Source organism: Sulfitobacter litoralis (genome assembly GCF_900103185.1).
Classification (GTDB): Bacteria; Pseudomonadota; Alphaproteobacteria; order Rhodobacterales; family Rhodobacteraceae; genus Sulfitobacter; species Sulfitobacter litoralis.
In genome coordinates this window covers 1-23,631 of the sequence record NZ_FNJD01000010.1, presented here as the reverse complement: position 1 = coordinate 23,631, position 23,631 = coordinate 1, and the positions used below count along the sequence as shown (strand labels likewise).

25 protein-coding genes and 1 pseudogene are annotated in these 23,631 nt (G+C 53.7%); 19 read left to right on the top strand and 7 right to left on the bottom strand.

Annotated elements, in window-relative coordinates; translation table 11 throughout:
* Genes pcaH through pcaD form a run of 3 tightly spaced genes read right to left on the bottom strand, consistent with a single transcriptional unit; the run spans nt 1 to nt 1,887 of the window.
* Nucleotides 1-729 (bottom strand): protocatechuate 3,4-dioxygenase subunit beta, encoded by a 729-nt coding sequence (gene pcaH / locus BLQ98_RS09590; RefSeq protein WP_093733125.1) that lies wholly within the window; start codon nt 727-729, stop codon nt 1-3.
* Complete coding sequence (gene pcaC / locus BLQ98_RS09585; protein ID WP_093733124.1) at nt 722-1,108, bottom strand: 4-carboxymuconolactone decarboxylase; 387 nt, start codon at nt 1,106-1,108, stop codon at nt 722-724. Before pcaC ends, pcaH begins: the two co-directional genes overlap by 8 nt.
* A complete protein-coding gene (gene pcaD, locus BLQ98_RS09580; RefSeq protein WP_093733123.1) occupies nt 1,105-1,887 on the bottom strand; it encodes a 3-oxoadipate enol-lactonase in 783 nt (260 codons plus the stop codon). The genes pcaC and pcaD overlap by 4 nt, the downstream gene beginning before the upstream one ends.
* 75 nt (nt 1,888-1,962) lie before the next feature.
* Here pcaD and BLQ98_RS09575 point away from each other — a divergent pair, with 75 nt between their 5' ends.
* Nucleotides 1,963-2,877: a LysR substrate-binding domain-containing protein gene (locus BLQ98_RS09575; protein WP_093733122.1), complete on the top strand. Its 915-nt coding sequence runs from the start codon at nt 1,963-1,965 to the stop codon at nt 2,875-2,877.
* 10 nt (nt 2,878-2,887) lie between these two features.
* On the opposite strand, the gene pcaF is transcribed toward BLQ98_RS09575, so the two are convergent.
* From pcaF to BLQ98_RS09560, 3 genes are read right to left on the bottom strand one after another with little or no spacing between them, the layout of a single operon-like run.
* Nucleotides 2,888-4,087, bottom strand: a complete 1,200-nt coding sequence (gene pcaF / locus BLQ98_RS09570) for a 3-oxoadipyl-CoA thiolase (RefSeq protein ID WP_093733121.1) — start codon at nt 4,085-4,087, stop codon at nt 2,888-2,890.
* Nucleotides 4,088-4,780: a 3-oxoacid CoA-transferase subunit B gene (locus tag BLQ98_RS09565; protein ID WP_093733120.1), complete on the bottom strand. Its 693-nt coding sequence runs from the start codon at nt 4,778-4,780 to the stop codon at nt 4,088-4,090.
* Nucleotides 4,780-5,499, bottom strand: a complete 720-nt coding sequence (locus BLQ98_RS09560) for a 3-oxoacid CoA-transferase subunit A (protein WP_093733119.1) — start codon at nt 5,497-5,499, stop codon at nt 4,780-4,782. The genes BLQ98_RS09565 and BLQ98_RS09560 overlap by 1 nt, the downstream gene beginning before the upstream one ends.
* Before the next feature lie 104 nt (nt 5,500-5,603).
* On the opposite strand from BLQ98_RS09560, the gene BLQ98_RS09555 reads away from it, so the two are divergent.
* Nucleotides 5,604-6,362 carry an IclR family transcriptional regulator domain-containing protein gene (locus tag BLQ98_RS09555; protein ID WP_093733199.1) on the top strand — a complete coding sequence of 253 codons (759 nt, stop codon included), beginning with the start codon at nt 5,604-5,606 and terminating at the stop codon, nt 6,360-6,362.
* A 132-nt stretch (nt 6,363-6,494) separates the two neighbouring features.
* Nucleotides 6,495-6,764, top strand: a complete 270-nt coding sequence (locus BLQ98_RS18660; RefSeq protein ID WP_167354531.1) for an integrase core domain-containing protein — start codon at nt 6,495-6,497, stop codon at nt 6,762-6,764.
* Here BLQ98_RS18660 and BLQ98_RS09545 read toward each other — a convergent pair.
* Nucleotides 6,719-7,278: pseudogene (locus BLQ98_RS09545) on the bottom strand (IS5 family transposase); the annotation flags it as partial. The gene BLQ98_RS18660 and the pseudogene BLQ98_RS09545 overlap by 46 nt on opposite strands.
* A gap of 163 nt (nt 7,279-7,441) precedes the next feature.
* Between BLQ98_RS09545 and BLQ98_RS18265 the strand changes: the two are divergent.
* The 16 genes from BLQ98_RS18265 (at nt 7,442) to BLQ98_RS18255 (ending at nt 23,497) form a co-directional block, all read left to right on the top strand.
* Entirely contained in the window at nt 7,442-7,591 is a 150-nt protein-coding gene (locus BLQ98_RS18265) for a hypothetical protein (RefSeq protein WP_167354530.1), read from the top strand.
* A 408-nt stretch (nt 7,592-7,999) separates the two neighbouring features.
* Nucleotides 8,000-8,938, top strand: coding sequence for a PDR/VanB family oxidoreductase (locus tag BLQ98_RS09540; RefSeq protein ID WP_093733118.1), 939 nt, complete (start codon nt 8,000-8,002; stop codon nt 8,936-8,938).
* Nucleotides 8,928-10,118: a Gfo/Idh/MocA family protein gene (locus BLQ98_RS09535; protein ID WP_093733117.1), complete on the top strand. Its 1,191-nt coding sequence runs from the start codon at nt 8,928-8,930 to the stop codon at nt 10,116-10,118. Before BLQ98_RS09540 ends, BLQ98_RS09535 begins: the two co-directional genes overlap by 11 nt.
* Complete coding sequence (locus BLQ98_RS09530; RefSeq protein WP_244148408.1) at nt 10,115-11,107, top strand: ABC transporter substrate-binding protein; 993 nt, start codon at nt 10,115-10,117, stop codon at nt 11,105-11,107. Before BLQ98_RS09535 ends, BLQ98_RS09530 begins: the two co-directional genes overlap by 4 nt.
* Nucleotides 11,108-11,116: 9 nt before the next feature.
* The gene (locus BLQ98_RS09525; RefSeq protein WP_093733116.1) at nt 11,117-11,554 is read left to right on the top strand and encodes a hypothetical protein; all 438 of its coding nucleotides are present in this window, start codon (nt 11,117-11,119) and stop codon (nt 11,552-11,554) included.
* A gap of 71 nt (nt 11,555-11,625) precedes the next feature.
* Nucleotides 11,626-13,098: an aldehyde dehydrogenase family protein gene (locus BLQ98_RS09520; protein WP_093733115.1), complete on the top strand. Its 1,473-nt coding sequence runs from the start codon at nt 11,626-11,628 to the stop codon at nt 13,096-13,098.
* 21 nt (nt 13,099-13,119) lie between these two features.
* Nucleotides 13,120-14,880, top strand: coding sequence for a thiamine pyrophosphate-binding protein (locus BLQ98_RS09515; RefSeq protein WP_093733114.1), 1,761 nt, complete (start codon nt 13,120-13,122; stop codon nt 14,878-14,880).
* A 50-nt stretch (nt 14,881-14,930) separates the two neighbouring features.
* Nucleotides 14,931-15,506: a MarR family winged helix-turn-helix transcriptional regulator gene (locus BLQ98_RS09510; protein ID WP_244148407.1), complete on the top strand. Its 576-nt coding sequence runs from the start codon at nt 14,931-14,933 to the stop codon at nt 15,504-15,506.
* Between the two features lie 189 nt (nt 15,507-15,695).
* Nucleotides 15,696-16,679, top strand: coding sequence for a TAXI family TRAP transporter solute-binding subunit (locus BLQ98_RS09505; protein ID WP_093733113.1), 984 nt, complete (start codon nt 15,696-15,698; stop codon nt 16,677-16,679).
* Nucleotides 16,676-18,577: a TRAP transporter permease gene (locus BLQ98_RS09500; RefSeq protein ID WP_093733112.1), complete on the top strand. Its 1,902-nt coding sequence runs from the start codon at nt 16,676-16,678 to the stop codon at nt 18,575-18,577. Before BLQ98_RS09505 ends, BLQ98_RS09500 begins: the two co-directional genes overlap by 4 nt.
* 85 nt (nt 18,578-18,662) lie before the next feature.
* Nucleotides 18,663-18,953 (top strand): putative antibiotic biosynthesis monooxygenase, encoded by a 291-nt coding sequence (locus tag BLQ98_RS18260; RefSeq protein ID WP_093733111.1) that lies wholly within the window; start codon nt 18,663-18,665, stop codon nt 18,951-18,953.
* 102 nt (nt 18,954-19,055) lie between these two features.
* A complete protein-coding gene (locus BLQ98_RS09490; RefSeq protein ID WP_093733110.1) occupies nt 19,056-20,336 on the top strand; it encodes a Rieske 2Fe-2S domain-containing protein in 1,281 nt (426 codons plus the stop codon).
* Between the two features lie 135 nt (nt 20,337-20,471).
* Nucleotides 20,472-21,380 (top strand): EamA family transporter, encoded by a 909-nt coding sequence (locus tag BLQ98_RS09485; protein ID WP_093733109.1) that lies wholly within the window; start codon nt 20,472-20,474, stop codon nt 21,378-21,380.
* Between the two features lie 254 nt (nt 21,381-21,634).
* Nucleotides 21,635-22,009 (top strand): helix-turn-helix domain-containing protein, encoded by a 375-nt coding sequence (locus tag BLQ98_RS09480; RefSeq protein ID WP_093733108.1) that lies wholly within the window; start codon nt 21,635-21,637, stop codon nt 22,007-22,009.
* A 125-nt stretch (nt 22,010-22,134) separates the two neighbouring features.
* The gene (locus BLQ98_RS09475; RefSeq protein WP_093733195.1) at nt 22,135-23,160 is read left to right on the top strand and encodes an IS110 family RNA-guided transposase; all 1,026 of its coding nucleotides are present in this window, start codon (nt 22,135-22,137) and stop codon (nt 23,158-23,160) included.
* A gap of 187 nt (nt 23,161-23,347) precedes the next feature.
* Nucleotides 23,348-23,497 (top strand): hypothetical protein, encoded by a 150-nt coding sequence (locus tag BLQ98_RS18255; RefSeq protein ID WP_167354529.1) that lies wholly within the window; start codon nt 23,348-23,350, stop codon nt 23,495-23,497.
* Nucleotides 23,498-23,631: the final 134 nt, after the last annotated feature.

Below are 23,631 nucleotides of genomic sequence, written 5' to 3'. Positions count from 1 at the left end.
TTACATCCCCTCCAATTTGTTTTCGAACATGGTTTGACGCCTGCCGCGCAACACGATGTCAAACTTGTACGCAAGGAAATCTAGCGGGCGCGACTTTGAGAAATCAAGCGGGGCCACAAGCCGGTCAAGTTGGCTGCGATCTTTGATTGTTGCGGCAATCGGGCAGTGATTGATCAACGGATCACCTTCGAAATACATCTGGGTAATCAAGCGCTGACCAAAACTATTTCCGAACACTGAGACGTGAAGGTGCATGGGGCGCCAATCGTTGCCCCGATTGGGCCAAGGATAGGCTCCGGGACGCACAGTCAGAAATTCGTAATAGCCGTTTTCGTCCGTTATCGTCCTACCGCATCCGCCAAAGTTTGGATCAAGGGGCGCGAAATAGGTATCTTTCTTGTGGCGATATCGTCCGCCCGCATTTGCCTGCCAAATCTCGACCAAAGTATGAGGCACGGGCCGACTATTTTCATCCAATACGCGCCCGTGGACCAAGATGCGTTCACCCACAGCGGGGGCCGCGCCTTTGCTCCAATTCAAAATCAGATTGTTGTCTAGCGCTCCGAGTTTGTTGTGGCCAAAGGTGGGGCCGGTTTCCTCAGAAAGGCCGCTTTCCATTGAAAGGAGCGGCAGGTTAGGGGAGCGAGAGACGCTCGTTTTATAGTCCGGGGCATGCGGTATCGGGTGAATTTCGCGGTTGCGCGGAATTAATGGGCCAAGATCAAGCATCGTTGTTTTCCTCCATTTCAACAAAAGTCTGTTTCGCGAGTTTTAGGGCGTGGTTGGCTTTGGGCACGCCCGCATAGATCGCGACATGTTGTAGTGCCTCAGCCACATCGTCTTTAGACGCTCCCGTGCGTGCGGTGGCGCGAATGTGCATCGGGATTTCTTCAAAATTTCCTGTCGCGGCCAAAAGAGCGATGGTCAGCATAGAACGCTCGCGCCGGCTGATTTTGTCCGACGACCAGACGGTACCCCAGGCCCCTTCGGTTATGAGGCCTTGGAAAGGTAGGTCGAATTCTGATTTTGCGGCTTCCGCACGGTCAACATGGGCGTCGCCCAGAACCTCGCGGCGGGTTTTCATCCCTTGGTCGAACTTTTCGCTCATGGGGTAATCCTTTTAACAAAACTAATGAGTGCATCGACAAGTGCATCCGGCGCTTCAATCGCGGGCAAGTGCCCCGTCGTTTCAAAAGAGATCAGATCGGCGTCGGGTAGGGCAGCTGCTAGCGCCGCAATGACGTTCGGCGGAGTGGCCAAATCGTGTTGTCCTGCAAAAACCAGCGTAGGTGCCGCAATCTCACTCAGTTGTTCTGTTATGTCAGTGCCTGCAATCGCGTTACAGGTGGCAACGTATCCCGCCTGGTCAGTGCGTGCGAGCAGCGTGCGCCATAGGTTGACCTCTGGTTTCATGAGAAACTCGGGCCCAAACCAACGCGGCAAAATGCCCTCTGCCACAGCGCGCATACCACTTTCATTGATCATCTCAATACGCGCATGCCAATCCTCAGCGGAGCCCAGCTTTGGCGCTGTGTTGGACAATACCAACCCCAAGACCCGCTCGGGTGCCATCAAGGCGATATGCTGTGCAATCAAGCCGCCAATCGAACAGCCAACTACGACTGCGCGGTTGATGCCAACGTTGTCCATTGCGGCCAATACGTCTTTTGCCAAATCGGGAATGCTGTAGCTGTCGGGCGCTGTATCTGAAAGCCCATGCCCACGCTTGTCCATCCGCAGCGTGGCCCAATCAGTGGGCAATAGGGCGCAAACCGCATCCCACATACGAAGATCGGTGCCCAGCGAATTTAGGAAAACGAGGGTGGGTCCGTCGCCATTTGATAGGCTTAGATGCATGGTGCCCCACTCTAAATCTAGTGCGTGCATTGGTTCCTCCTGATGTTAATGTGCCATAATTAAAAGCATGGGAAAAATACAAAACTATGCTAAAGGTATAATCAAATGAATATACCAAGAGATCTAAAGCTTCGCCATCTTGAGGCATTCCTCGCAATTGCGGAGACTGGAACGATTTCGGGCGCTGCGCGGGCGCAGCATGTGTCGCAACCTGCGATGTCTAAAACCCTATCTGATCTTGAGGGGCAGCTTGGATGCCAATTGTTCGAGCGTACAGGGCGACGCGCTATTCTAACAACGGGTGGTGAGGTTTTTCGCCGCCATGCAAAGGCGTCACTACAAAGCCTTGAGGCTGGGTGTCGGGTGCTTAGTGCCCCGTCGCATACGGATCTGGTCAAAGCGGGGGTGTTGCCCACTGTGGCCGGCGGATTTTTTCCTTCGGTCGCATTGGAGTTTTATGATCAGCGTCCTGACGCGCGCATTGGCGTGCTGACCGGTCCAAATCACTATCTGATCGACATGCTCCGTTCTGGGAAGATTGATCTTATGATAGGCCGGATGCCCAATTCAAAGGATATGCCAGGCCTGTCGTTTGAACACCTTTATGACGAACCGATAGAACTGGTCGCGCGCTCAGATCATCCGGCACTTGGCCGTAAACCGGCTCAGATGCTTACGGAATACCCGCTTATCCTGCCCAACCCCGGTGCAATCATTCGACAATCTGTAGATCAGTATCTGTCAGCCATGGGTCTGTCTGATCTGCGTCCGGCGCTCGAAACCGTAGCTTTGCCAGTCGCGCTGACATTGCTGGAACGTTCGAAAATGTTGTGGTTTATCTCAAAGGGTGTCGTTGCGCGTGAGCTGAAAAACGGCAGCCTTGTCGCTATGGATTTAAAGGTCGACTATTTGTCAGGTGCAGTGGGGCTGACGCGTAAGACCGGCGCTGGCCAGAATAGCTTGGCGACTCTATTAGCCGAATTGCTGCATCAGCGGGCGGCACTTAATACTGCTCGCTGATGCGATTATCCTAGACGGCTTCCAAGGCGATTGCGATACCTTGACCGACCCCAATACACATGGTCGATAAAGATTTTTCACCAGCCTTGAGGTCTAGCATCGCTGTGCCAGTGATCCTTGCACCCGACATGCCCAATGGATGCCCCAGCGCAATCGCGCCGCCGTTACGATTTACACGAGCGTCATCGTCAGCAATGCCCAGATCACGCAATGTGGCCAACCCCTGTGAGGCAAAAGCTTCGTTCAGTTCGATGACCGCAAAATCGTTCACCGTCAGGCCAAGCCTTGCCATCAATTTGCGGGACGCGGGCGCGGGGCCAAAACCCATGATGCGTGGCGCGACACCGGCGCTAGCGCCGCCTAATACCTTGGCAATTGGGTTTAGCCCATGCTTTTTTACCGCGTCTTCGCTGGCCAGGATGAGCGCCGCAGCGCCGTCGTTCACGCCAGAGGCATTCCCGGCTGTCACTGTTCCGTCGGCCTTGACGAAGGCCTTCAGCTTTTGGAGATCTGCCAACGTGGTTGATGGCCGCGGATGTTCGTCCTCGGACACGATAATTGGATCGCCTCTGCGCTGCGGAACCCTTACCGGTGTGATCTCTTTGGCAAAACGCCCTTGCGCTATCGCGGTGCCTGCGTTGTGCTGTGATCGCAGTGCAAAATGATCTTGATCTGCGCGGGTAATGCCAAAATCTTCGGCAACGTTCTCCCCAGTTTCGGGCATGGAATCGAAGCCATATAGCGTTTTCATCACTGGGTTAACGAAGCGCCAGCCAATGGTTGTATCATGGACGGTGTTCGCGCGGGAATACGCGGTTTCTGCCTTAGGCATTACAAACGGCGCACGTGACATGGATTCGACACCGCCTGCGACGATCAATTCGGCCTCGCCTGCCTTAATGGCACGCGCCGCAGTTATCACCGCGTCCATGCCTGAGCCGCAGAGCCGGTTCATCGTCGTACCAGGGACGCAATCCGGATAGCCTGCCAACAGCAAAGACATGCGAGCGACGTTGCGGTTGTCTTCGCCCGCTTGGTTGGCGCAACCAAAAATCACTTCATCAATAGCAGATAGGTCCATTTTAGGGTTGCGTTCAGCCAAAGCCTTTAGCGGAATTGCACCCAGATCGTCGGCGCGCACGGTTGACAAAGCGCCGCCATAGCGGCCAATCGGTGTGCGGATGTAATCGCAGATATAAACGCCAGTCATTTACAAATCCTCAGGAACAGTAAGGTCGGCAACTTCGCCATCAATGTGCAGCGTCGCACCCGTCACCGATTGCAGTTGCGTTAGGGTGACCGCTGGCAATTTTTCTTTCAAAACGAATTTACTACCCGCAATATCTATTACAGCCAGTGAGGTATAAACCCGCGTAACACATCCTACACCAGTAAGTGGGAAGGTGCAGGATTCAACTAGCTTGGGTTTGCCATCTTTGGTGACATGATCGGTGACAACAGCGACCCGCTTTGCGCCATGGACCAAGTCCATCGCACCGCCAACGGCAGGAACACCCTTGGAGCCGATACGCCAATTTGCAAGATCCCCGTTCTGGGCAATCTGATAGGCTCCTAAAACAGCCAAATCGAGGTGCCCACCGCGAACCATCGCGAAACTGTCAGCGTGATGAAAATACGAAGCACCGGGGTTAAGCGTAATCGCCTTTTTCCCTGCATTGATCAGGTCCCAGTCTTCCTCGCCTTCAAGCGGCGCTTTGCCAAAACCTAACACGCCATTTTCAGTGTGATAGGTAACATCGCGACCATCAGGTTGGAACTTGGCGATCATCTCAGGGAAACCGATGCCAAGATTCACATATGAACCGTCTTCGATGTCTTGGGCCGCGCGCCACGCAATTTGAGCGTTGGATAGGGCCACATCGGAAATGTTGAAATCAGTCATCAGTGAACCTCTCCTGTGCGAACAAGCACTTCTTCTTGTTGAGGATTTGAAACCTCGACCACCGCATCGACAAAGATGCCGGGCGTTATTACTTGCTCTGGGTTTATGGTTCCAGCAGCACCCAATACGGAGACCTGCGCGATGGTCTTGTCAGCGGCCATGGCCATCAGCGGATTAAAATTCCGCCCTGCGAGGCGATAGGTTAAGTTTCCGACAGTGTCGCCTTCTTGACCTTTGATTAAAGCGAAGTCCGCCTTTAGCCAGTGCTCTCGCACATAACTTTTTCCCTCGAATTCCTCAGTTGGCTTGCCGTTCGCGAGTTCGGTGCCAAAGGATGACGGCGTATAAAACGCAGGAATGCCCGCCCCAGCCGCACGAATGCGTTCGGCCAAAGTCCCTTGCGGCACGAGTTCTAGTTCAATATCGCCAGCAAGATACTTCTCATTAAACGCTTCTGCGTTGGAACTGCGCGGAAACGAGCAGATCATCTTGCCAACCATTCCAGCTTTGATCATGGCTGCGATGCCGATAAATCCGTTTCCGGCATTGTTGTTAATTACAGTGACATTCTTTGGGCTGCCAGTTGCACGAAAGCGGTCGATCAATGCGTGGATCAGCTCGATTGGTGCGCCAGAACCGCCGAAACCGCCGATCATGATCTGCGCGCCGTCGGGGATTTCGGAAATCGCCTTTTCCAAGGTAGGGATGGTTTTGTCCATGAAACACTCCTTTTTTTGTTGCCGATGTAGATCATTCTGTCGCTTGCGCGAAACTATTTGTGCGCATCTTGATCTTTATTCGTTATGCGAACATAGTGATCCGCGTGGCGAACAAATCCCCTGATATAATCTCTTCATTGGCCAAAGGGCTGCATGTTCTTGAATGCTTCGGTGCAGAAACGCCCAAGCTTTCGATTACAGATGTATCCAAACAAACTGGTTTGGATCGTGCTACGGCACGGCGTTGCCTCCTTACTTTGCATTCCGAAGGTTATGCCGACTACGATGGCAAATTTTTTACGCTGACACCACGCGCTCTTCGATTAGGATTGAGCGCTATTGCATCGCTGCCCTTGCCACAACTGGTACAGCCATGGCTGGATCAACTCACCGAGCAGATCGGCGAAAGCTGCTCGGTTTCGATTCTAGACGGCACCGAAATTGTCTATCTTGCACGCGCCGCGCAAAAGCGGGTGATGTCCATCGGGCTTATGCCGGGCTCGCGCCTTCCTGCCCATTGCACATCAATGGGGCGGGTGCTTTTGGCAGCTTTGCCGCGCCAAGAAGCAGAGGCAATTGTTGAAGCTTCGGACCTGACGCCACGAACCGTTCACAGCATAACATACCCCGTCGACGTTATGGCGTGCGTGGATTTAAGCCGGCAACAACACTATGCTATCATCGACCAAGAAGTCGAGATTGGTTTGCGCTCGATCGCCGTGCCTATTTTTGACCAGCGGAGCAATGTTGTCGCGGCATTGAACACAGGAATGGCCGCAATTCCAGAACCCGCAGAAGGATTGATTGAAACAATTCTTCCGAAGCTTCTGATGGTTCAAGCGGGGCTAAGGCGGATTCTGTAGAAATTGTTCATCAACTCCGTAAATTCCTTTTTTTTGCACGAGCAATTCACAAACCGCACTGAGCCATGCACCTGTTGCTCCGCCCCCTAATTGAAGAGGTTCAAAAATAACGGCTCCGTTTGCGCAAGCCCCGTGAAGTTGACACACGCGCTTTGCAAGCTCTATGCCGGTAGGTGGGGGCATCCACGCCATCAACAAAGCCGGGAAACGCTGAAATGGGTCGATTGGTACAACACCAAGCGCCTGCACAGCGCCATCGGATATGTCACGCCGCATGAAGCAGAGGAAATGTTCCATGCAACCTTGAACCCAAATGAAAAAGCAGCCAAACGTTCTCCGGCAAACAAGGGGCGGTTCATTCCTTTGCCTACAAGGGCTTCACGGAACCAATCTGCGTCATAACCTCGGTCTCCCAATAACCAATCAGCGGCTGGCAGGCTTTCCACCAAAGCTCTGGCCCCAGTGTAATCACTAACCTGGCCTGCGGTCATGAAGAACCGGATTGGCCGCCCAATGGTGTCGGTGACGGCATGCAGCTTCGTGTTCATACCGCCTTGCGTTCGCCTGATCAGGCGTCCACGCCCCCTTTTTTCAACCGCAGGCTTGAGGCTGTGCGGTGCGCTTTGAGATAAGTTGCGTCAATGGAGATCGTTTTATTCTCGGGTGCCTCCGCAGCCAGTCCGGTCATGATCCTCGCGAACACACCCATATCGCTCCACCGTTTCCAGCGGTTGTAAAACGTCTTGGGAGGACCATACTCTTTCGGCGCATCAGACCACCGCAAGCCATTGCGATTGACGAAGATAATACCACTGAGGACGCGACGATCATCAACGCGTGGCACGCCATGGCTCTTCGGAAAATACGGCCGGAGCCGCGCCATTTGATCTTCGCTCAGCCAATAAAGATTGCTCATAATCCCCCCCTCAATTTGGTGAGGTTGAATCACGCAGGCTTGACAGGCTCAAGCCGATTAATGGGTCTGGCGCCTAGCTACAATCAAAGAACATCGCGAACGTGAAGTCTCCGTTTTGCATGCAAAGGATCTGCTCATGGGTACGGCCCACTGAAACGCCTCTATGGTCTCAGCCCTGATCCCTGTTCCGGAAGGGCATCGCCGCCTCCTTGGTGTCGGTGTGCACGGCCCAACCTCCCGTATCACGGACAAGGCAGAGATGGTCTGCTCACGGCTGCTTGATCTGGTTGAAGAGGTGCGCGCCCAAAGCTAAGCCTTTGTGACGTCGGCGTGTAGCAATGTACAATAATTATAGGTCATCATGCTGGTCAGCTAATTTGATTGTTGTATCAACGACGCTGAAACGGGTTCATGCTTCGATCATTCCAGAACAAGCGGCCAGACGCTAACGCCTTGGTCTAACGGGCGAGATCTCGTCACCTCACCTACGACTCCACACGGGTGGTGGCGTCAATATCCAACATTCGTACCGGCAAGAACAAAAGGAATGGGGCCTTTCGATTGCGTAAGCACCTGCAATTGTTCTTAAATTTATTCAACCTGTGCCGCCGTGCAATTCTGTTCATGTCTAATCTTGACAACAACTTAGTTATCTAATTATTTGTTCTGTGAATGGATCAAAGCCTATCAAAATTGGCGACCTAGAAAAGAGGACGGGAATATGGATGCCCTGAAGATGACTGTTGCCGAAAGGCGCCAACTGACCGAGCACATTTGTGAATTTACTCTGGCACCCGCTGACGGAAGCAAACTTCAATCCTTCACTGCTGGAGCGCATATCACCGTCGAAACGCCTTCGGGAGCAATGCGGCGATACTCGCTCGTCAATGACGGGACGAACCCCGAAGTATACAAGATTGCTCTGAAGCGCGAAATTCACGGTCGCGGCGGATCGATGTCTATGCATGACGATGCGCAAGAGGGGACCGAGCTACAAGTTGAGGTCCCGGAAAATACCTTTGAGCTGACCGATGCCAAGAACTACCTTCTCATCGCGGGTGGTATTGGTGTCACGCCAATTTACGCTATGTCTCAGCAACTATTGCGCGAGTTTAAGCCTTTTGAGGTAATTTATTGCACAAGGGGCGAGGCCGACACAGCGTTTCTTGAAGAGATGAAATCCACGCTCGGCGACCGGCTGACACTGCACCACGATGGCGGCGATCCCGAAGCGGTTTTTGATTTCTGGGATCACTTTGAAGAACCCAAGGACATGAAAGTCTATTGCTGCGGACCGCAACCACTGATTGACGAGATCGAAGCCATTTCCGGACACTGGCCCGAAGGTCGCGTGATCTTTGAGGATTTCAAGCCTGTCGAAGTTGTGCGCGCTGATGACAAACCATTCGAGGTCAAGCTCGAGAAATCCGGCATAACGATCGAGGTCCCTGCAGATCGATCCATACTGGAAGCCCTGAGGGAAAGTGGTGTGCCGACCGTGAGTTCTTGCGAAAGCGGCACCTGCGGTACTTGCAAGACCCGGCTCGTCTCTGGGAAGGTCGATCACCGGGACATGGTGCTGATGGAGGAAGAAAAAGACAGTTATGTGATGATCTGCGTTTCACGAGCCGAAGAAGGGGATCTTGTTCTTGACCTCTGAACCTATTCGCCTCGGTGTTGCCGGGCTTGGGCGGGCCTTCGTGCTGATGCTTCGAACCTTCCAAAACGATCCCCGTGTCAAGTTGGTCGCGGCCGCCGCTCCACGTGCCGAGAGCCGTGCCGCATTTGAGGCAGAGTTCGGTGGACGCGGCTATAGCTGTGTGGAAGAGATGGCCGAAGACCCTGAGGTTGAAGCCGTGTATATTGCGACCCCGCATCAGATGCACGCCGAGCACGTTGCTATCTTTGCTGCGGCAGGCAAGCATATTCTGGTCGACAAGCCGCTCTCTGTTACGATGGAAGATGCGGACATGATGGTGGAGGCCGCGAGATCCGCGGGTGTTCATCTTATCGTCGGGCCCAGTCACAGCTTTGATCCGTCAGTTCTCCATGCGCGGCAGATAATCGAGAGCGGTGAATTCGGTGCAGTTCGGATGGTGCAGGCGTTCAATTATACCGACTTTCTCTATCGACCGCGCCGCCCCGAAGAGCTGCGGACCGAAGAAGGCGGCGGGGTTCTGTTCAGCCAAGGCGTTCATCAGATTGATATCGTTCGGCTGCTTTGCGGTGGCCGCGCGAAGAGTGTGACGGCAATGACCGGTGTATGGGATCCGGAGCGACCGACAGAGGGCGCGTATTCTGCCTTGCTGGATTTCGAAGCCGGCAGCTTTGCGTCAGTGACCTATTCGGGTTACGCGCACTTTGACAGCGATATCTGGATGGACAATGTGGCCGAACTTGGAGGCATGAAAGATCCCGCGAATTATGGCGAAGCGCGCCGTGCGCTGCAGACACTCGACTCAGCGGCAGAGACAAAGCTGAAGGCCACCCGCACATATGGAGCGGGTACCGTGCCGCCAATAGCTCAGAATAACGAACATTTTGGGCCGATCCTTATTCTAAGTGACCGTGCCGATCTGAGATTGCGCCCGGGCGGTATCGACATTTTTGGCGACACAGAGCGGCAGCACATCGAAGTACCGCTTAACGCCGCGCCACGTAAAACCGTGATCGATGCCCTTGAGGCCGCTGTCAGGAAAAATATTGCGCCGCCACAAACCGCAGCGTGGGGCAGGGCGAGTCTGGAAGTTTGTCATGCGATCCTAGACTCGGCCGAAACAGGCGAAAAAATACCGCTCACAAGGCAATGTGGCGTTGAATTTCAGGAGGAAACACTTTGACCAACCTTTCCCTTTCCCTCGCAATGGGCAACTATGACAGAACACGCGCCATTGTGGACGGCACAGTCAAGATTGATGGCGTCGATCCGGTGCCGATGCTTCTTTCGCCCGAAGAAATGTTCTTCCGTGCTTTCCGGCATCAGGCGTTCGACATCTCCGAGTTGTCACTGTCATCCTATTCAATATCGGTAGCGCGCGGTGATCCGCACTATGTCGCGGTCCCTGTGTTTCTGAGCCGTGCATTCCGCCATACGTCCGTCTACATCCGGACCGACCGAGGAATTGACCGTCCCGAGGACTTGAAAGGGCGCAAGATCGGAATCGCGGAATACCAGCTTTCCGCAAATGTCTGGGTGCGCGGCATTCTCGAAGAACACTTCGGGGTGAAGCCTTCCGATATAGAGTGGGTTCGTGGTGGGATGGACACTCCGGGTCGCCCCGAAAAGATCAAAGTCGATTTGCCCGATGACGTTCGCGTAACGCTTGCCCCCGAAGGCTCGACACTTAACCAGATGTTAGCAGACGGGGAAATCGACGGTTTCATCGGACCGCGCTGGCCGCGCTGTTTTTCAGAGGGTCATCCGCATGTGGGGCGGCTCTTCTCTGACAGTATCGGAGCGGCAGAGGGCTATTTCCGTGAAACTCAGATCTTTCCTATTATGCACGTTCTAGGAGTGCGGCGTAGTTTGGCTGAAGAACATCCTTGGTTGCCGGGCGCATTGGTAAAAGGCTTCACACAGTCAAAGGCCGCTGCGCAGGAGGCGTTGAATGATACTTCGGCTACCAAAGTGACAATGCCCTTTGTGGAGGACACGTTGAACCGCGCGCGCGCGCTTATGGGTCCCGATCCTTGGTCTTACGGCGTGGCCCCTAACACCCATGTGCTGGATAAGTTTCTGCAGTACCACCACGATCAGGGCTTATCGCCCCAGCGTGTTTCGGTCGAGGATCTGTTCCACCCGTCAACCTACGAAGCATATAGTCTGTAAGGAAGTGATATGACCGATTTGACCCCAGGAGAAGTGGTCGAGATCGAGGTCGGCCAGAGGAAGGCCTATGCCCAGATCACGCACTACCATTCGAGTTATCCCCCTGTTGTACGCGTCTTGGATGGCCTTCTTGACGAAAGACCATCTGACATTGGCGCGCTGGTAGCGGGAGAGACGCAGTTCATAGCGATGATCCCGCTCGGTACGGCCTTGAAGCGCGCGGGCGCTTCTTTCGAGATCGTCGGGAATTTCGAAGTTCCGGCTGCTCACCGAGATTTTCCGACCTTTCGCATGCCGATACGGGATAAGAAGGGCGAAATTATCTATTGGTGGCTGTGGGATGGGCGAGGTTTGAGCTATGATGTCGAATTGACAGAAGCACAAGACGCCCTGCCATTGCGCGAGGTCATGACGGGGAAGCGCTTCCTCGAGCTCATCGCGGCCTGAAACCATCCGCATGGTTTGTCCCTGTAGAGCAGACCATTTGAAAATCGCTTAAAACTGGGAGGGTGTGTGCAATGACACAACCGGAATTGGACAAGGTGTTGCCACGTCGCACTGATATTTATGCTGGTGGCACATGGCAGGCCCCTATCGCGGGCAGCTATGTCGACACCTTGAATCCGGCAACAGGGAAAGTTCTGGCATCGGTTGCAGAGGCCAGTGCACAGGATGCGGATGCCGTTGTTAAAAGGGCCCAGAAGGGCTTTTTGGAATGGCGCGACGTTGTCCCGCTTGAACGCGCCCGTATCCTTAAAGAAGTTGCCACGCTACTACGACTTCACGGTGACGAACTTGCCATGATCGATGCGGCCAACTGCGGAAACCCCTATACCGAGATGCGGGGGGATGCCGCGATTGCTGCGGCGCAAATGGATTTCTTTGCGGGTCTGGTGACTGAAATGAAAGGTGACACGATCCCGATGGGTCCCGATCGTGTGAATATGACAACCCGTGAACCGTTGGGCGTCGTCGCGCGGATCCTCGCTTTTAACCACCCGTTCATGTTCTGCGGGGGAAAGATGGCAGCGCCGCTGGCCGCAGGTAACGCGGTGATTATTAAGCCTCCTGTGCAGGCACCGCTTTCGGCGTTGAGACTGGCAGAGCTGGTCGATGGTTTGTTTCCGGAGGGGGTATTCAGCGTACTGCCCGGTGGCACGGAGGCGGGTGCAGCGCTGGCCGAACATCCGGGCGTGGCAAAAGTCACCTTGATCGGGTCAGTGGCCGCAGGGCAGGCTGTAATGCGTAGTGCATCAGACACACTTAAACCGGTCCTGTTGGAACTTGGCGGAAAAAACGCGTTGATCGCCTATCCCGACAGTGACCCAAGCAAGATTGCCGATGCGATTGTCGCTGGTATGAATTTCGGCTGGTGCGGGCAATCCTGTGGATCGACCAGCCGCGCGTTCCTGCATGATGAACTACATGATGCTGTCGTTTCGCAATTGCCCGCGAAAATAGCGCGTTACCAACCCGGCATTCCAACAGATCCCGCGACGACGATGGGGGCACTGGTATCCCAAACGCATTTTAATCGTGTGATGGAATTTATTGAAAGTGCCAAATCCGAAGGGGCGCACGCCGTGACCGGAGGGCATGCAGTGACCGATGGCGCGCTGGCAGACGGGTGTTTCATAGCGCCCACGATTTTTGCCGACGTAACGCCACAAATGCGGATCGCGCGGGAAGAAATTTTTGGCCCTGTGCTCGCCGTTCGCCGGTGGAGTGACGAGACCGAGATGCTTGAAGAGGTCAACGGCCTTGATGTCGGCCTGACCTGTGCGATCTGGAGCCGCGATCTGGCGAAAGCGCATCGCGCGGCAAATCGCGTTGAGGCCGGGTTCGTCTGGATCAACGAGGTTGGCAAACACTTCCTCGGTGCGCCGTTTGGCGGCGTAAAACAATCCGGCATTGGCCGGGAAGAAGGTATTGGCGAACTGCTTTCCTTTACCCACGAAAAGAACATTCACATCAACCTGTCCGGCCAATAGGCAGGATAGTTGGAGACAGCAATGAACGATGATCTAGACCGCCCAATTCCCAGCGAAATCACAGAGCTTTTCGGCAGCGATGCCATTGCTGAGATGCTGCGCAAGCTCGACACGCCCTATGTGGCGCTCAATCCTGGCTCGAGCTTTCGAGGACTACATGACAGCCTCGTCAACTACCTGGGCAATCGCGATCCGCAGATGCTGTTATGCCTGCACGAAGAACACGCGGTTGCCATCGCGCATGGTTGGGCCAAAGTTACAGGCACACCATTGGCCGTAATCCTACATGCGAACGTCGGTGTAATGCACGCTTCCATGGCCGTATATAATGCATGGTGCGACCGCGTGCCGATGCTGATTTTCGGCGCTACAGGTCCGGTGGATGCCGCCAAGCGCAGGCCTTGGATTGACTGGATACATACGTCGCGCGATCAGGCTGCGATCATCCGCCCTTATGTGAAATGGGATGACCAGCCCGCTTCGCTGGAGGCGTCATTATCTTCGATGTTGCGGTCTTCGATTATCACACAGACGGCACCCAAGGCGCCAACCTATGTCTGTTTTGACGTATCCGTACAAGAAGAGCCAATCGACGAAATGCCGGCGTTTCCGTCACCAGAGCGCCATGCCGCACCCCGAATGGCGCAATTCTCGGAATCCGATGCACGTTCGGTTTTAGATTTGCTGGAAACATCAGAAAAACCGGTCTTCTTGATGGGGCGGGTGTCGCGCGATCAGGCAGATTGGAACCGGCGCGTCGCGCTCGCGGAGCATTTCGGGGCCCGTGTTGTCACTGATATCAAGACCGCCGCAGCATTTCCAACATGCCATCCACTGCATTTTGGTGCACCGGGCTACTTTGTGTCGCAGGATGCTGCGCAGCGTATCGGTCAAGCCGATCTGGTTGTCAGCTTCGATTGGGTTGATCTTGGTGGAACATTGCAACAGGCCGATGTCGACCTTGAGCGCACTAAAGTTGTAAATATCTCGCTCGATTCCCTGCTGACCAATGGCTGGTCGCTGGACCACCAGTCGCTCTCACCTTCGGACCTTACCATGTTGGCGGACCCCGACGAAGCGATCCGTGCAATCTGTCTGGCAGCGGGGCTTTCAGATATGGCTGTTGGGAAAATGGCAATCGAGGCACCGGCGCGTCCCGATCATCATCCGGATGCTCAGATATCCATCGACTCTCTTTCTGATGTTTTGGCCGACGCGTTGAGCGAGGAAACCGCGAGCTTTTTACGCCTCACACTGAGCTGGAACGGCTCGAAATGTGATTTCCGCGGCCCTCTGGATTATCTCGGATATGATGGCGGCGCAGGCATCGGTTCAGGGCCTGGAATGGCTGTTGGATCCGCCCTCGCGTTTAAAGATTCCGATCGCCTGCCGGTCGCTGTCTTGGGGGATGGCGATTTCATGATGGGGGCAACCGCAATCTGGACGGCAGCACATCACAAAGTTCCGTTGCTCATAGTCGTCGCGAACAACCGGTCTTATTTCAATGATGAGGTGCATCAGGAGCGCGTCGCAATTGATCGGAGCCGGCCCGTAGAAAACAAACATGTCGGGCAGGCAATCGGCGAGCCGGACATCGATATCGCCGCGATTGCAGCAGCGCAGGGAGCCAAGGCCTTCGGGCCGGTGAAGACGATCGGGGAGCTAAACACAACACTCGCAGAGGCGATCCGTGCCGCGCAAGAAGGGAAAACCGTTGTTGTCGATGCAAGAGTGACGCCTGGCTATAGCGACGACATGACCGACGGGATGACCAACAACTGATTTGAGTAATTCTCCCGTTTGGCGTATTCATCGCGAATAACATAGAATGCATGCAACGTTGGGTCGCAGGCAAAAATCGCGAACCCGGAGATGCACAAGTGACAGAATTACCCCCTGAAGGTAGCATTCCGCATTCGGCCGGACAGTCGGAAGAGCGAATTGCGCGGTTGGTTCGACTTGCTGCGCGCGCTTTCAACCGGTCTTTACAGATGCGGTTAAACACCGAGGGCGTGACGTTCGGCCAGTGGATATTTTTACGAATATTGTGGAGCCACGATGGCCTTTCACAGCGTGAACTGAGCGACAAGGCACACTTGACCGAGCCAACCGCGCATTCCGCATTGCGTCGCATGGAAGAGCTTGGCTTTATTGTTCGCCGGAACGTTGGCAGCAACAAGAGACGCCAACATGCCTTTCTGACGGAGAAGGGCTGGGATTTGCGCGATCGTTTAGAGCCAATGGCTGTTGAAACCAACGAATCTGCCATTGCAGGGCTCAAGGATGATGAGGTTACGATCCTGCGCCGTGCATTGAGCAAAATGATTCGAAACCTTGAACATGATGAAAAGGTTGGCGCTTCCCGAGGCCTAAAGATTCCCTCTACGCGTTCGCGCAACGGCCTTTGATCTGAATCCCCAGAAAAATTCTGTGTGCAGTCGATATTTTCGATTTTTGTTAGAAAATAAGATATCTAAGTAGTTGACAGCGGCGCGATTTGATTAAATCATAGACGTCTAAGTATGTAGTCGGTCCGCCGACCGCTGAAAAAACGTTTTGACGGTTTTTGCCGCAAAGCAAACTGGGAGGAAGACCTAATGAGACTGACTGCACTGGCGGCTGCTATTTGCATCGCTGCAACAACGACTTTCGCCGTCGCGGAACCTGTGAATCTTACTTTGTCCGGTGGTAACCCCGGCGGGCTATGGTCGCTTCTCGGCGCTGGTATTGACCGCGCGACCAAAGTTGATGATTCATCTTCTGTCGTGACATATCAGGCGACTGGTGGTGGTTTTGCGAACATCGGTCTGCTTGGCACCAACCGTTCGGACCTTGGTTTGGTACATGACGCAGAAGCAAAAATCGCACTGGACGGCGGTGAGCCGTTCCAAGCACCCGTTGAGAACATGCGCGCCATTGGCTACATGTACAACTGGGCACCAATGCATTTCTTCCTCGAGCGCTCGGTTGCTGAAAAATACAACATTGACAGTATTGACGATATCGCGACCAGCGGGGGAGCGGTGCGGATCGGGATCAACCGGTCCGGCAACATTACATCAAACATAGCCCTGCATATGCTAGAATTGGTTGGTGTAACCGAGGAGTCACTTAGCAACGCAGGCGGACAATTTGTTCGCGCCGGAGCGAACGAGCAGGCCGATTTGATTCAGGACGGGCGCCTGGATATGATCACAAACGGAATTTTCATTAACCACTCTTCCTTCAGAGCTGTGAACGAAAACAGTGATGTTGTTTTGCTGGCGGTTCCTGCGGAGGTTATCGCCGCGACGAATGAAGCATTCGGGACAGGTACAATGGTCATTCCTGCTGGCAGCTATCCTAATCAAGCTGGCGATCTTGAAACTGTTACCCTCGGAGCACTTCTGGTCACCACAGATGCAATGGACGACGCAACCGCAGGTTCTCTGGCAAGCTCGCTGCTTAACCACATGGATGAAATTCGCGCCGTACACGGAGCCATGAAAGCGCTGTCACCAGAACTTCTTGCAAAGCCGAGCGTTCTTGAATTCCACCCAGCTGCAGCTGCAGTCTATAAAGAAGCAGGTTTGATCAAGTGATAGGTTCTCTTGTAGCCACCGGCCGCAGGCGTACGCTTGCGGCTGGTTCGCAGCGCACCCTGATTATTGCTTCCGCAATCTTTGCAGGTTGGGTCGTATACGCGAATTTGTTCACAATTTCCGACCCTCTTATTCTGGGCATTCTTTTTGTCAGCGGAATTTACACAATCTTGTTTGTCGCGATCGGTGCAACACCTAACGCGCCGAACAAAGTGCCCTTCTATGATTGGATTTTCACGCTACTCAGTATCTCGTGCGGTATCTTTTTCTTCTTAAATGCCGGGGCAATTTCGGACCGCATTAGCTTGCTCAATCCGTTCACGCCGGCACAGCTTTTCTTCGGAAGTGCTTTGTTATTCCTGACGCTGGAAGTGACGCGCAGAACCACAGGTCTGGGTTTGACGGGCGTTGTCGTCCTGTTCTTGCTATACAACCAGTTCGGATCTTACCTTCCGCCACCATTCGGACACGGCATATCTGAATATACTTATCTTCTTGATATTCTGGTGTTTACTACAGACGGAGTTTTCGGCGTTCCGATTCAGGTTGTGGCCAGCTATGTCTTTTTGTTCGTAATGTTCGGTACGTTTTTGTCGAAATCAGGCGGCGGAGAGTTTTTCTTTAACCTCGCGTCATTGGTCACCGGAAAATCGAGGGGTGGTCCAGCAAAGATTGCGGTTCTTTCTTCGGGCCTTTACGGAACAATGTCGGGAAGTCCGACTTCGGACGTGGTCGCGACCGGTTCGATTACCATTCCCGTAATGAAACGCCTTGGTTACAGTGCTCGTTTTGCAGGCGCGGTAGAAGTTGCGGCATCTACAGGCGGTAGCGCGATGCCACCGATTATGGGATCAGCGGCATTCATTCTCGCCGAATATACCACAGTCCCTTACAAAGAAGTTGTGCTAGCTGCGTTGTTTCCCGCCTTGCTTTATTACCTAGGCGTTTTTCTTCAGGTTCACTTCAGGGCCGTTAAGGAAGACCTCAGACCGTCCGATGGCGAAATTCCGACAGCTGCTGAAACGTTCGGGACAGGTTGGGTATTTCTCATACCTATCTTCGGGATAGTAGCAGCCCTTGTTGCAGGTTATTCGCCCACATTCACTGCGGGTGTTGGAGTATTGGCGGCAGTCATAGCCTCTGGCCTTCTGAAAGCCACGCGGCTTTCGCCATGGCAGATCGTAGAGGGGCTTGGCGAAACTACGCTTCGAATTCTTCCAGTGGCCGGTGCATGTGCCGCTGCAGGTTTGGTGATTGGTGGTTTATCGATGACCGGATTAGGTATGAAGTCAGCTAACGTGATCCTGACAGTCAGTGGAGGGCAGCCGGCTTTGACGTTGATAATTGCCGCCATTGTGACGATCATCTTGGGTTTGGGAATGCCGACTCCAAGTGCTTACATTCTTGCAGCAGTACTGGTTGGTCCCGCGCTGGCAAAGCTCGGATATCCGATTCTTCAAAGCCACATGTTCTTGCTCTACTACGCAATTATGTCTGCACTTACGCCACCGATTGCGGTTGCAGCGCTGGCAGCGGCCGCAATTGCCGATACAGATCCTTTCAAGATTGCATTTTCGGCAGTTAGGCTCGCAGCCATCGGGTTTCTTATGCCATTTGCGTTCATCTGGAACCCCGGGTTGCTTTTGCTAGGTGATTTTACGACGAACACTGTGGCTTTGATCGGTGGTTTGTTTGCTACTGCTGCAATAGCGATTTCGATCGAGGGCTATATCGGCGTAGCACTAAGTCCGGTGGAGCGAATTATCCTCGTGGTTGCTGCCATTGCCGCAGTGTTGCCAAGCATACCATTGGCGTTTGTAGGTATTGCCGTGATTATTGCAATGGCTGTGCGCTATGTCATGTTGCTCCGCAAGCAGGACCCCATAAATCTGTCGTGAACCACAAAAGAACGGCAGGGCACACTCCCTTTGCCTTGCCTTTCCAATCCGCGATGGGCCAGAACAAAAATGACCTCGTTAGACAATGGAGATAGCCGTGCCAGCAAAGAGTAAAATCACTAACGGCAAACAGGCTAGAGATGAATCAGACCTCGTAGAGATGCGCTCGATGCCTGTTTTCTGGAAAAGGTGGGCGGTGAGCATGCTCGCGGTCTATCCTCCGCTGGTATGCTTGGTGCTTGCCTCCAGATACGTGCTCGATTCAACGCCTGTGGTCCTTTCATTGTTCATCATCGCGACTTGCCTGACGGGCCTGACTACCGGTCTGATATTGCCATTCCTGAACCGTCAGCTTCACGACTGGCTATATCAATAAGGATTTGCCCAACTGTAATTACAGTTCTCAGCTTGACATATAAACTTAGATAGCTAAGTAATTAATCAAACTAATGTAGTCACTTTTGCTAAGGAGGAACTTATGCTTACTCACGAAGAAAACGAGCTTCTTACACGTGTTGAAAACGATGCTCCCATGGCGCAGCTCATGCGTCAACACTGGACACCGGTGTGCCTTGTCGAAGAAGTCGATACACCCGACGGCAATCCTTTGCGTGTGGAGGTACTCGGCGAAACTTACGTTGCTTTCAGAGATACAAAAGGTCGCCTTGGGATGCTCGATGAGCTTTGCCCGCACCGCAAAGCTTCTCTCGTATATGGACGCAACGAAGAATGCGGGCTTCGTTGCTTGTATCACGGCTGGAAGATGGACGTTGATGGCAATATTGTCGCTATGTCGTCGGAGCCCGAAGGCAGCCCGTTGATGGACAAGGTCAAGGCGCGCGCCTACCCGTTACGTGAATGGGGTGGTTTTGTCTGGGCATGGCTGGGTGAAAAAGACGACATGCCAGAATTCCAACCGCCCGCATTTGCGCCGGAGGAGGATACACCGGTTGCGGTACTCAAGATCCGTGTTCCTGCAAACTGGGCCCAAATCCACGAAGGTCAGATTGATTCTGCCCACTCTTCCTCTTTGCACTCGTCCACAATGAAGCCCGCCCGGGTCGAAAGTGCGTCGGCAGATGACAAGGCCTGGTACCGTCCCTCGACGGACAAGTCACCGCGCATGCAGACCGAAACGACGAGCTATGGTTTCCACTACGCCGCGATCCGCAAGCCAATCAAGAATGCAAAGACGCACAACTATCTCCGGATCACCGAGTTCATCGCGCCTTACTACTCACTGATTCCGCCAAACAACAATTACAAAGTGGCCAGCGTGATCGTGCCAATTAATGACGACGAAACCGCATTTCACTTTCTGGCATTTGGTGGCCCCAATGTACCATCGAATGCCGAATGGCGCGCGTTTAACCACGCGGTTCCAGGTAAGGATGTGGACAAGAAGTGGCGGACCAAGCGGACACTCGAAAATGACTTCATGCAAGACCGTGAGTTGATGAAAGAGGGCCATTTCACAGGTGTTCCCGGTATTCCGAACGAAGATATCATCATGTGGGTGTCCATGGGCAGCCGGGTACAGCGTTCTACCGATACACTTGGCGCGTCCGACCTGGCGATTGTCGAGTTTCGCCGCTTGATGGCAGATGCCGCGCAGAAAGTGGCAGATGGCGGCAAGGCGATCGGAACGGAGTCCGAAATCCCGCAGGGGCAAATTGCGTCCCACGAAGGTGTTCATCCGAAAGAAGTCGATTGGCGTACACTTGTTTCTTCCCCGTCGGCAGATCAAGCCGCCGAGTAAGCTGTGTTTTCTAGGCCAAACTGCGCACCGACCTGTCAAAGGTGGGTGCGCAGTTTGTTTGCACTTGCGGAATGGCCAACCGATTTCAGCGAGTCTAGCTTAGACAGGCCGCTAAAGAATTGAAGGGCAGCCAATATGGGTGAGATATATGCACTACTTTCGGCGGTAAGTTTTGGCATCGCCGGTGCCGCTGTCGCCAAGGGTGCCTCCAAAGCGAAGGGCGACAACGGTGTCTTCCTTTCAATCATGCTTACGCTCGCCCTGTCGAGCGTGATCTGGCTGGCGTGCGGCATCGACCTCACAACCGTTGACGACACGCGCTCATTTCTGATCGGCATCGGGTTCTTCATCTCCGCGGGTGTATTAGCGACAGTTTTTGGGCGGTTGACGAATTTCCGGTCTATTGCGCTATCCGGTGCTATTCGCTCCAGCCTGTTCAGGCGGCTGATCCCGGTGTTTTCCACAGCACTTGCTTTTGTCCTGCTTCAAGAGCGTTACTCGGTAATGGTTCTTGTGGGTATGATCGTGATCCTGTGCAGCATCGCCGTTGCAATGTGGGTACGGGTGCCACAAATCTCCGCTAAAGCGTCCGCAATACCCACGGGTAATCTCCAGCTCGGCCTCTTGCTGGCAGCGGTTTCAGCCCTTTGTTATGCTCTCGCTTATGTCGCGCGCAAATTGGCATTGGAGGACCTGCCAGACGCTGCCTTGGGCGCGCTTGTGGGCGCTTTGACCGGTGTTGTGTGGTATTTTATCGCGGCGTGCATAAGTGTTCGATATCGCATGGCGATAACCTCTGTTTTGAAGTCGTCCGGCATCTGGCAGTGGATGGCTGCCCTCGGAATGTCTTTTGGGCAAATCCTGCTGTTCTTTGCTTTGCTTTCGGCACCTGTCGCGGTGGTTGCGATCATTGGGTCGCTCGAGATGTTTGTCGGTGCATATTTTGCAGCCTTTCTGTTCAAGAGCGAACCTGTGCCGGGCCGCGCGATGATCCTGGCGACAATAGTCGCCGCGATTGGTGTTGCGATGGTAGCAATGGGTTAAGCTGTATTATCGACAGTGAATCTGTTGTCTTGACCCGTCCCACTTTCGTACGTCGCCGAGTCCTGGCGAAAATCGCATTTCATCCTCTACCTCCTCCCTGTGAGTGAAGTACTGGCGGCACTGAACCTTTCAGTGCCGCCTCTTTTACCTTTTTGATTTTCCCCTTTAAAAACATACCCTTTTCTTTCATTCCTTCACCGAATGTATAATATAGTGAGTGGCTAAATGTGACCCACTGTGGCGTTTTCAGTCACATGAAACTTCGTCACCAAGTGGGTCTCAACATTCAGAAACTGCGCCGCGAACGCGGCATCAGTCAGGAAGATCTTGCGCTGATGGCGAAGGTCAATCGTGGCTATATGGGCAAGCTGGAGAATGCGAAGAATTCGGCCAGTTTGGACATGGTTGAGAGGATCGTGACGGCCTTGAATGTCGTGCCGTCCTGGCTGCTTGTCGGAGACGAGCCTTTCCAGTTTGTACAACGCTTCGATAAAGAAAAGGGAGTGTTTCGCCCGATGGAAATTGCCGATGAAAGCTCAAAACCAAGCCCGAAGAAATCCAAACGCCTAAAAGCGAATATTGCTCAAGAGGGCGTCATTCTTTCAGATGAACCCGCCATTGTGGTTTAGAGCGACTACACGTGGAATAATGGCGAGATCATCCGGTATTGATGGTGTGGATGCCCCACCCCGAAACCGGCATCAAACTGTGCCATAGTGGTGATGTTGAAAGCACCAAACCGGAGGAGGCATCCATGAACGAAGTTACAATGATTGGCGTAGACTTGGCAAAGTCAGTTTTCCAAGCGCATGGCGCGACAGCGACGGGTGAACCCGTGTTCCGTAAGAAATTATCTCGAGGGCAGTTCTTAAAGTTCCTCAGCGAACATCCGCCCTGTGTGGTGGCGATGGAGGCTTGTGCCTCATCGCATTACTGGGGACGTGAGATCATGAAGCTCGGCCATGACGTCCGCTTGATCCCGCCGATCTATGTGAAGCCATTCGTCAAGCGTCAGAAGAATGACGCGAACGATGCCGAGGCCATTGCAGAAGCAGCCGTCCGGCCAACGATGCGGTTTGTGCCGGTCAAATCGGCTGAACAACAATCCCGTTCTATGGTTTTTAAGACGCGAGATTTGTTCGTTCGGCAACGCAATGCGATCATTAACGCGTTGCGCGGCCATTTGATGGAATACGGCATCATCGCTCCACCCGGCCGAAATTTTGTGAAGAAATTAGCTGAACAGATTGAAAACCCAGATAGTGACCTGCCTTCAATTGTCATGGAACTTAGCCGTGTGCATCTGGATCAGCTCAGTGTCATCACGGACAAGGTTGTCGCGATAGAGCGACGTCTAAAGGAGGAGTCGAAATCTGACCCGGAGACGATCCGTTTGCAGACAGCACCGGGCATTGGCCCAGTCAGCGCCATGGCAATCAAAGCGTTCTCACCCCCACTGGAGGGCTTCAAGAGAGGACGTGATTATGCCGCATGGCTTGGGTTGGTCCCTGTCCAGAAATCCACCGGCGGCAGGCAAATATTAGGCAAGACATCGAAGATGGGGCAACGCGATATCCGTAGATTGTTGATCATTGGTGCCATGTCCCGGGTCAGATGGGCGATCAAGAATGGCCCGCCGAAAGGCTCATGGCTGGAGCAGATGTTGGAGCGCAAGCCGCGCATGTTGGTGGCGATTGCGCTGGCCAACAAAACAGCGCGCACCATCTGGGCAATGATGACGAAGCATGAAGATTATCGAGATCCGATCGCGGCTGTGTAAACTGCAACGCTCGGTATGATGTGAGAAGGACACAGAGACAGTAAGGACAAAATGATCGATTAGATCGAGGTTAGGAAAACCAGGCCTTCCCAAAGAGCTTCGCGCTCGCGGCATTGATTTGGACCCGACCTTCGCATCGCCATACCGGCCCGCGGCATGTGAAAAGTCGCAAACTGAGGCCTGACACATGACCGTACCCGATCACATGTTCGAACCGTTGAAAAAAATCTCTTGCATCAAACGGGGCATCCACACATGGGAAAAGGGTTTGGAAAACATTCCCGAGACCATGATCACGGTGCGCAACATTGGGTCCTTAAAGGTTCGCGAGCCCTGAGTTAGTATCGAAACCACTCCGAGGGCACCGTAAACTTAATGCACCGGGTCTGTTGATATGCGAAGGGAAGGCATGACCAAATCTAGCCCTTCTTCGCTCTATCACCGGCACCGTTTCCCGTCAGATGTGATCGC

What these genes read in the sequence shown, in the direction of transcription:
- BLQ98_RS09565 (WP_093733120.1), bottom strand. Translation starts at nt 4,780, where the DNA reads ATGACTGATTTCAACATTTCCGATGTGGCCCTATCCAACGCTCAAATT.
- BLQ98_RS09475 (WP_093733195.1), top strand. Translation starts at nt 22,135, where the DNA reads ATGAACGAAGTTACAATGATTGGCGTAGACTTGGCAAAGTCAGTTTTC.
- BLQ98_RS09560 (WP_093733119.1), bottom strand. Translation starts at nt 5,499, where the DNA reads ATGGACAAAACCATCCCTACCTTGGAAAAGGCGATTTCCGAAATCCCC.
- pcaF (WP_093733121.1), bottom strand. Translation starts at nt 4,087, where the DNA reads ATGACTGGCGTTTATATCTGCGATTACATCCGCACACCGATTGGCCGC.
- BLQ98_RS09540 (WP_093733118.1), top strand. Translation starts at nt 8,000, where the DNA reads ATGGATGCCCTGAAGATGACTGTTGCCGAAAGGCGCCAACTGACCGAG.
- BLQ98_RS18260 (WP_093733111.1), top strand. Translation starts at nt 18,663, where the DNA reads ATGGAGATAGCCGTGCCAGCAAAGAGTAAAATCACTAACGGCAAACAG.
- BLQ98_RS09515 (WP_093733114.1), top strand. Translation starts at nt 13,120, where the DNA reads ATGAACGATGATCTAGACCGCCCAATTCCCAGCGAAATCACAGAGCTT.
- BLQ98_RS09510 (WP_244148407.1), top strand. Translation starts at nt 14,931, where the DNA reads ATGCAACGTTGGGTCGCAGGCAAAAATCGCGAACCCGGAGATGCACAA.
- BLQ98_RS09520 (WP_093733115.1), top strand. Translation starts at nt 11,626, where the DNA reads ATGACACAACCGGAATTGGACAAGGTGTTGCCACGTCGCACTGATATT.
- BLQ98_RS18255 (WP_167354529.1), top strand. Translation starts at nt 23,348, where the DNA reads ATGACCGTACCCGATCACATGTTCGAACCGTTGAAAAAAATCTCTTGC.
- BLQ98_RS09490 (WP_093733110.1), top strand. Translation starts at nt 19,056, where the DNA reads ATGCTTACTCACGAAGAAAACGAGCTTCTTACACGTGTTGAAAACGAT.
- BLQ98_RS09485 (WP_093733109.1), top strand. Translation starts at nt 20,472, where the DNA reads ATGGGTGAGATATATGCACTACTTTCGGCGGTAAGTTTTGGCATCGCC.
- BLQ98_RS18265 (WP_167354530.1), top strand. Translation starts at nt 7,442, where the DNA reads ATGGTCTCAGCCCTGATCCCTGTTCCGGAAGGGCATCGCCGCCTCCTT.
- pcaC (WP_093733124.1), bottom strand. Translation starts at nt 1,108, where the DNA reads ATGAGCGAAAAGTTCGACCAAGGGATGAAAACCCGCCGCGAGGTTCTG.
- pcaD (WP_093733123.1), bottom strand. Translation starts at nt 1,887, where the DNA reads ATGCACGCACTAGATTTAGAGTGGGGCACCATGCATCTAAGCCTATCA.
- BLQ98_RS09480 (WP_093733108.1), top strand. Translation starts at nt 21,635, where the DNA reads ATGAAACTTCGTCACCAAGTGGGTCTCAACATTCAGAAACTGCGCCGC.
- BLQ98_RS09575 (WP_093733122.1), top strand. Translation starts at nt 1,963, where the DNA reads ATGAATATACCAAGAGATCTAAAGCTTCGCCATCTTGAGGCATTCCTC.
- BLQ98_RS09525 (WP_093733116.1), top strand. Translation starts at nt 11,117, where the DNA reads ATGACCGATTTGACCCCAGGAGAAGTGGTCGAGATCGAGGTCGGCCAG.
- BLQ98_RS09505 (WP_093733113.1), top strand. Translation starts at nt 15,696, where the DNA reads ATGAGACTGACTGCACTGGCGGCTGCTATTTGCATCGCTGCAACAACG.
- pcaH (WP_093733125.1), bottom strand. Translation starts at nt 729, where the DNA reads ATGCTTGATCTTGGCCCATTAATTCCGCGCAACCGCGAAATTCACCCG.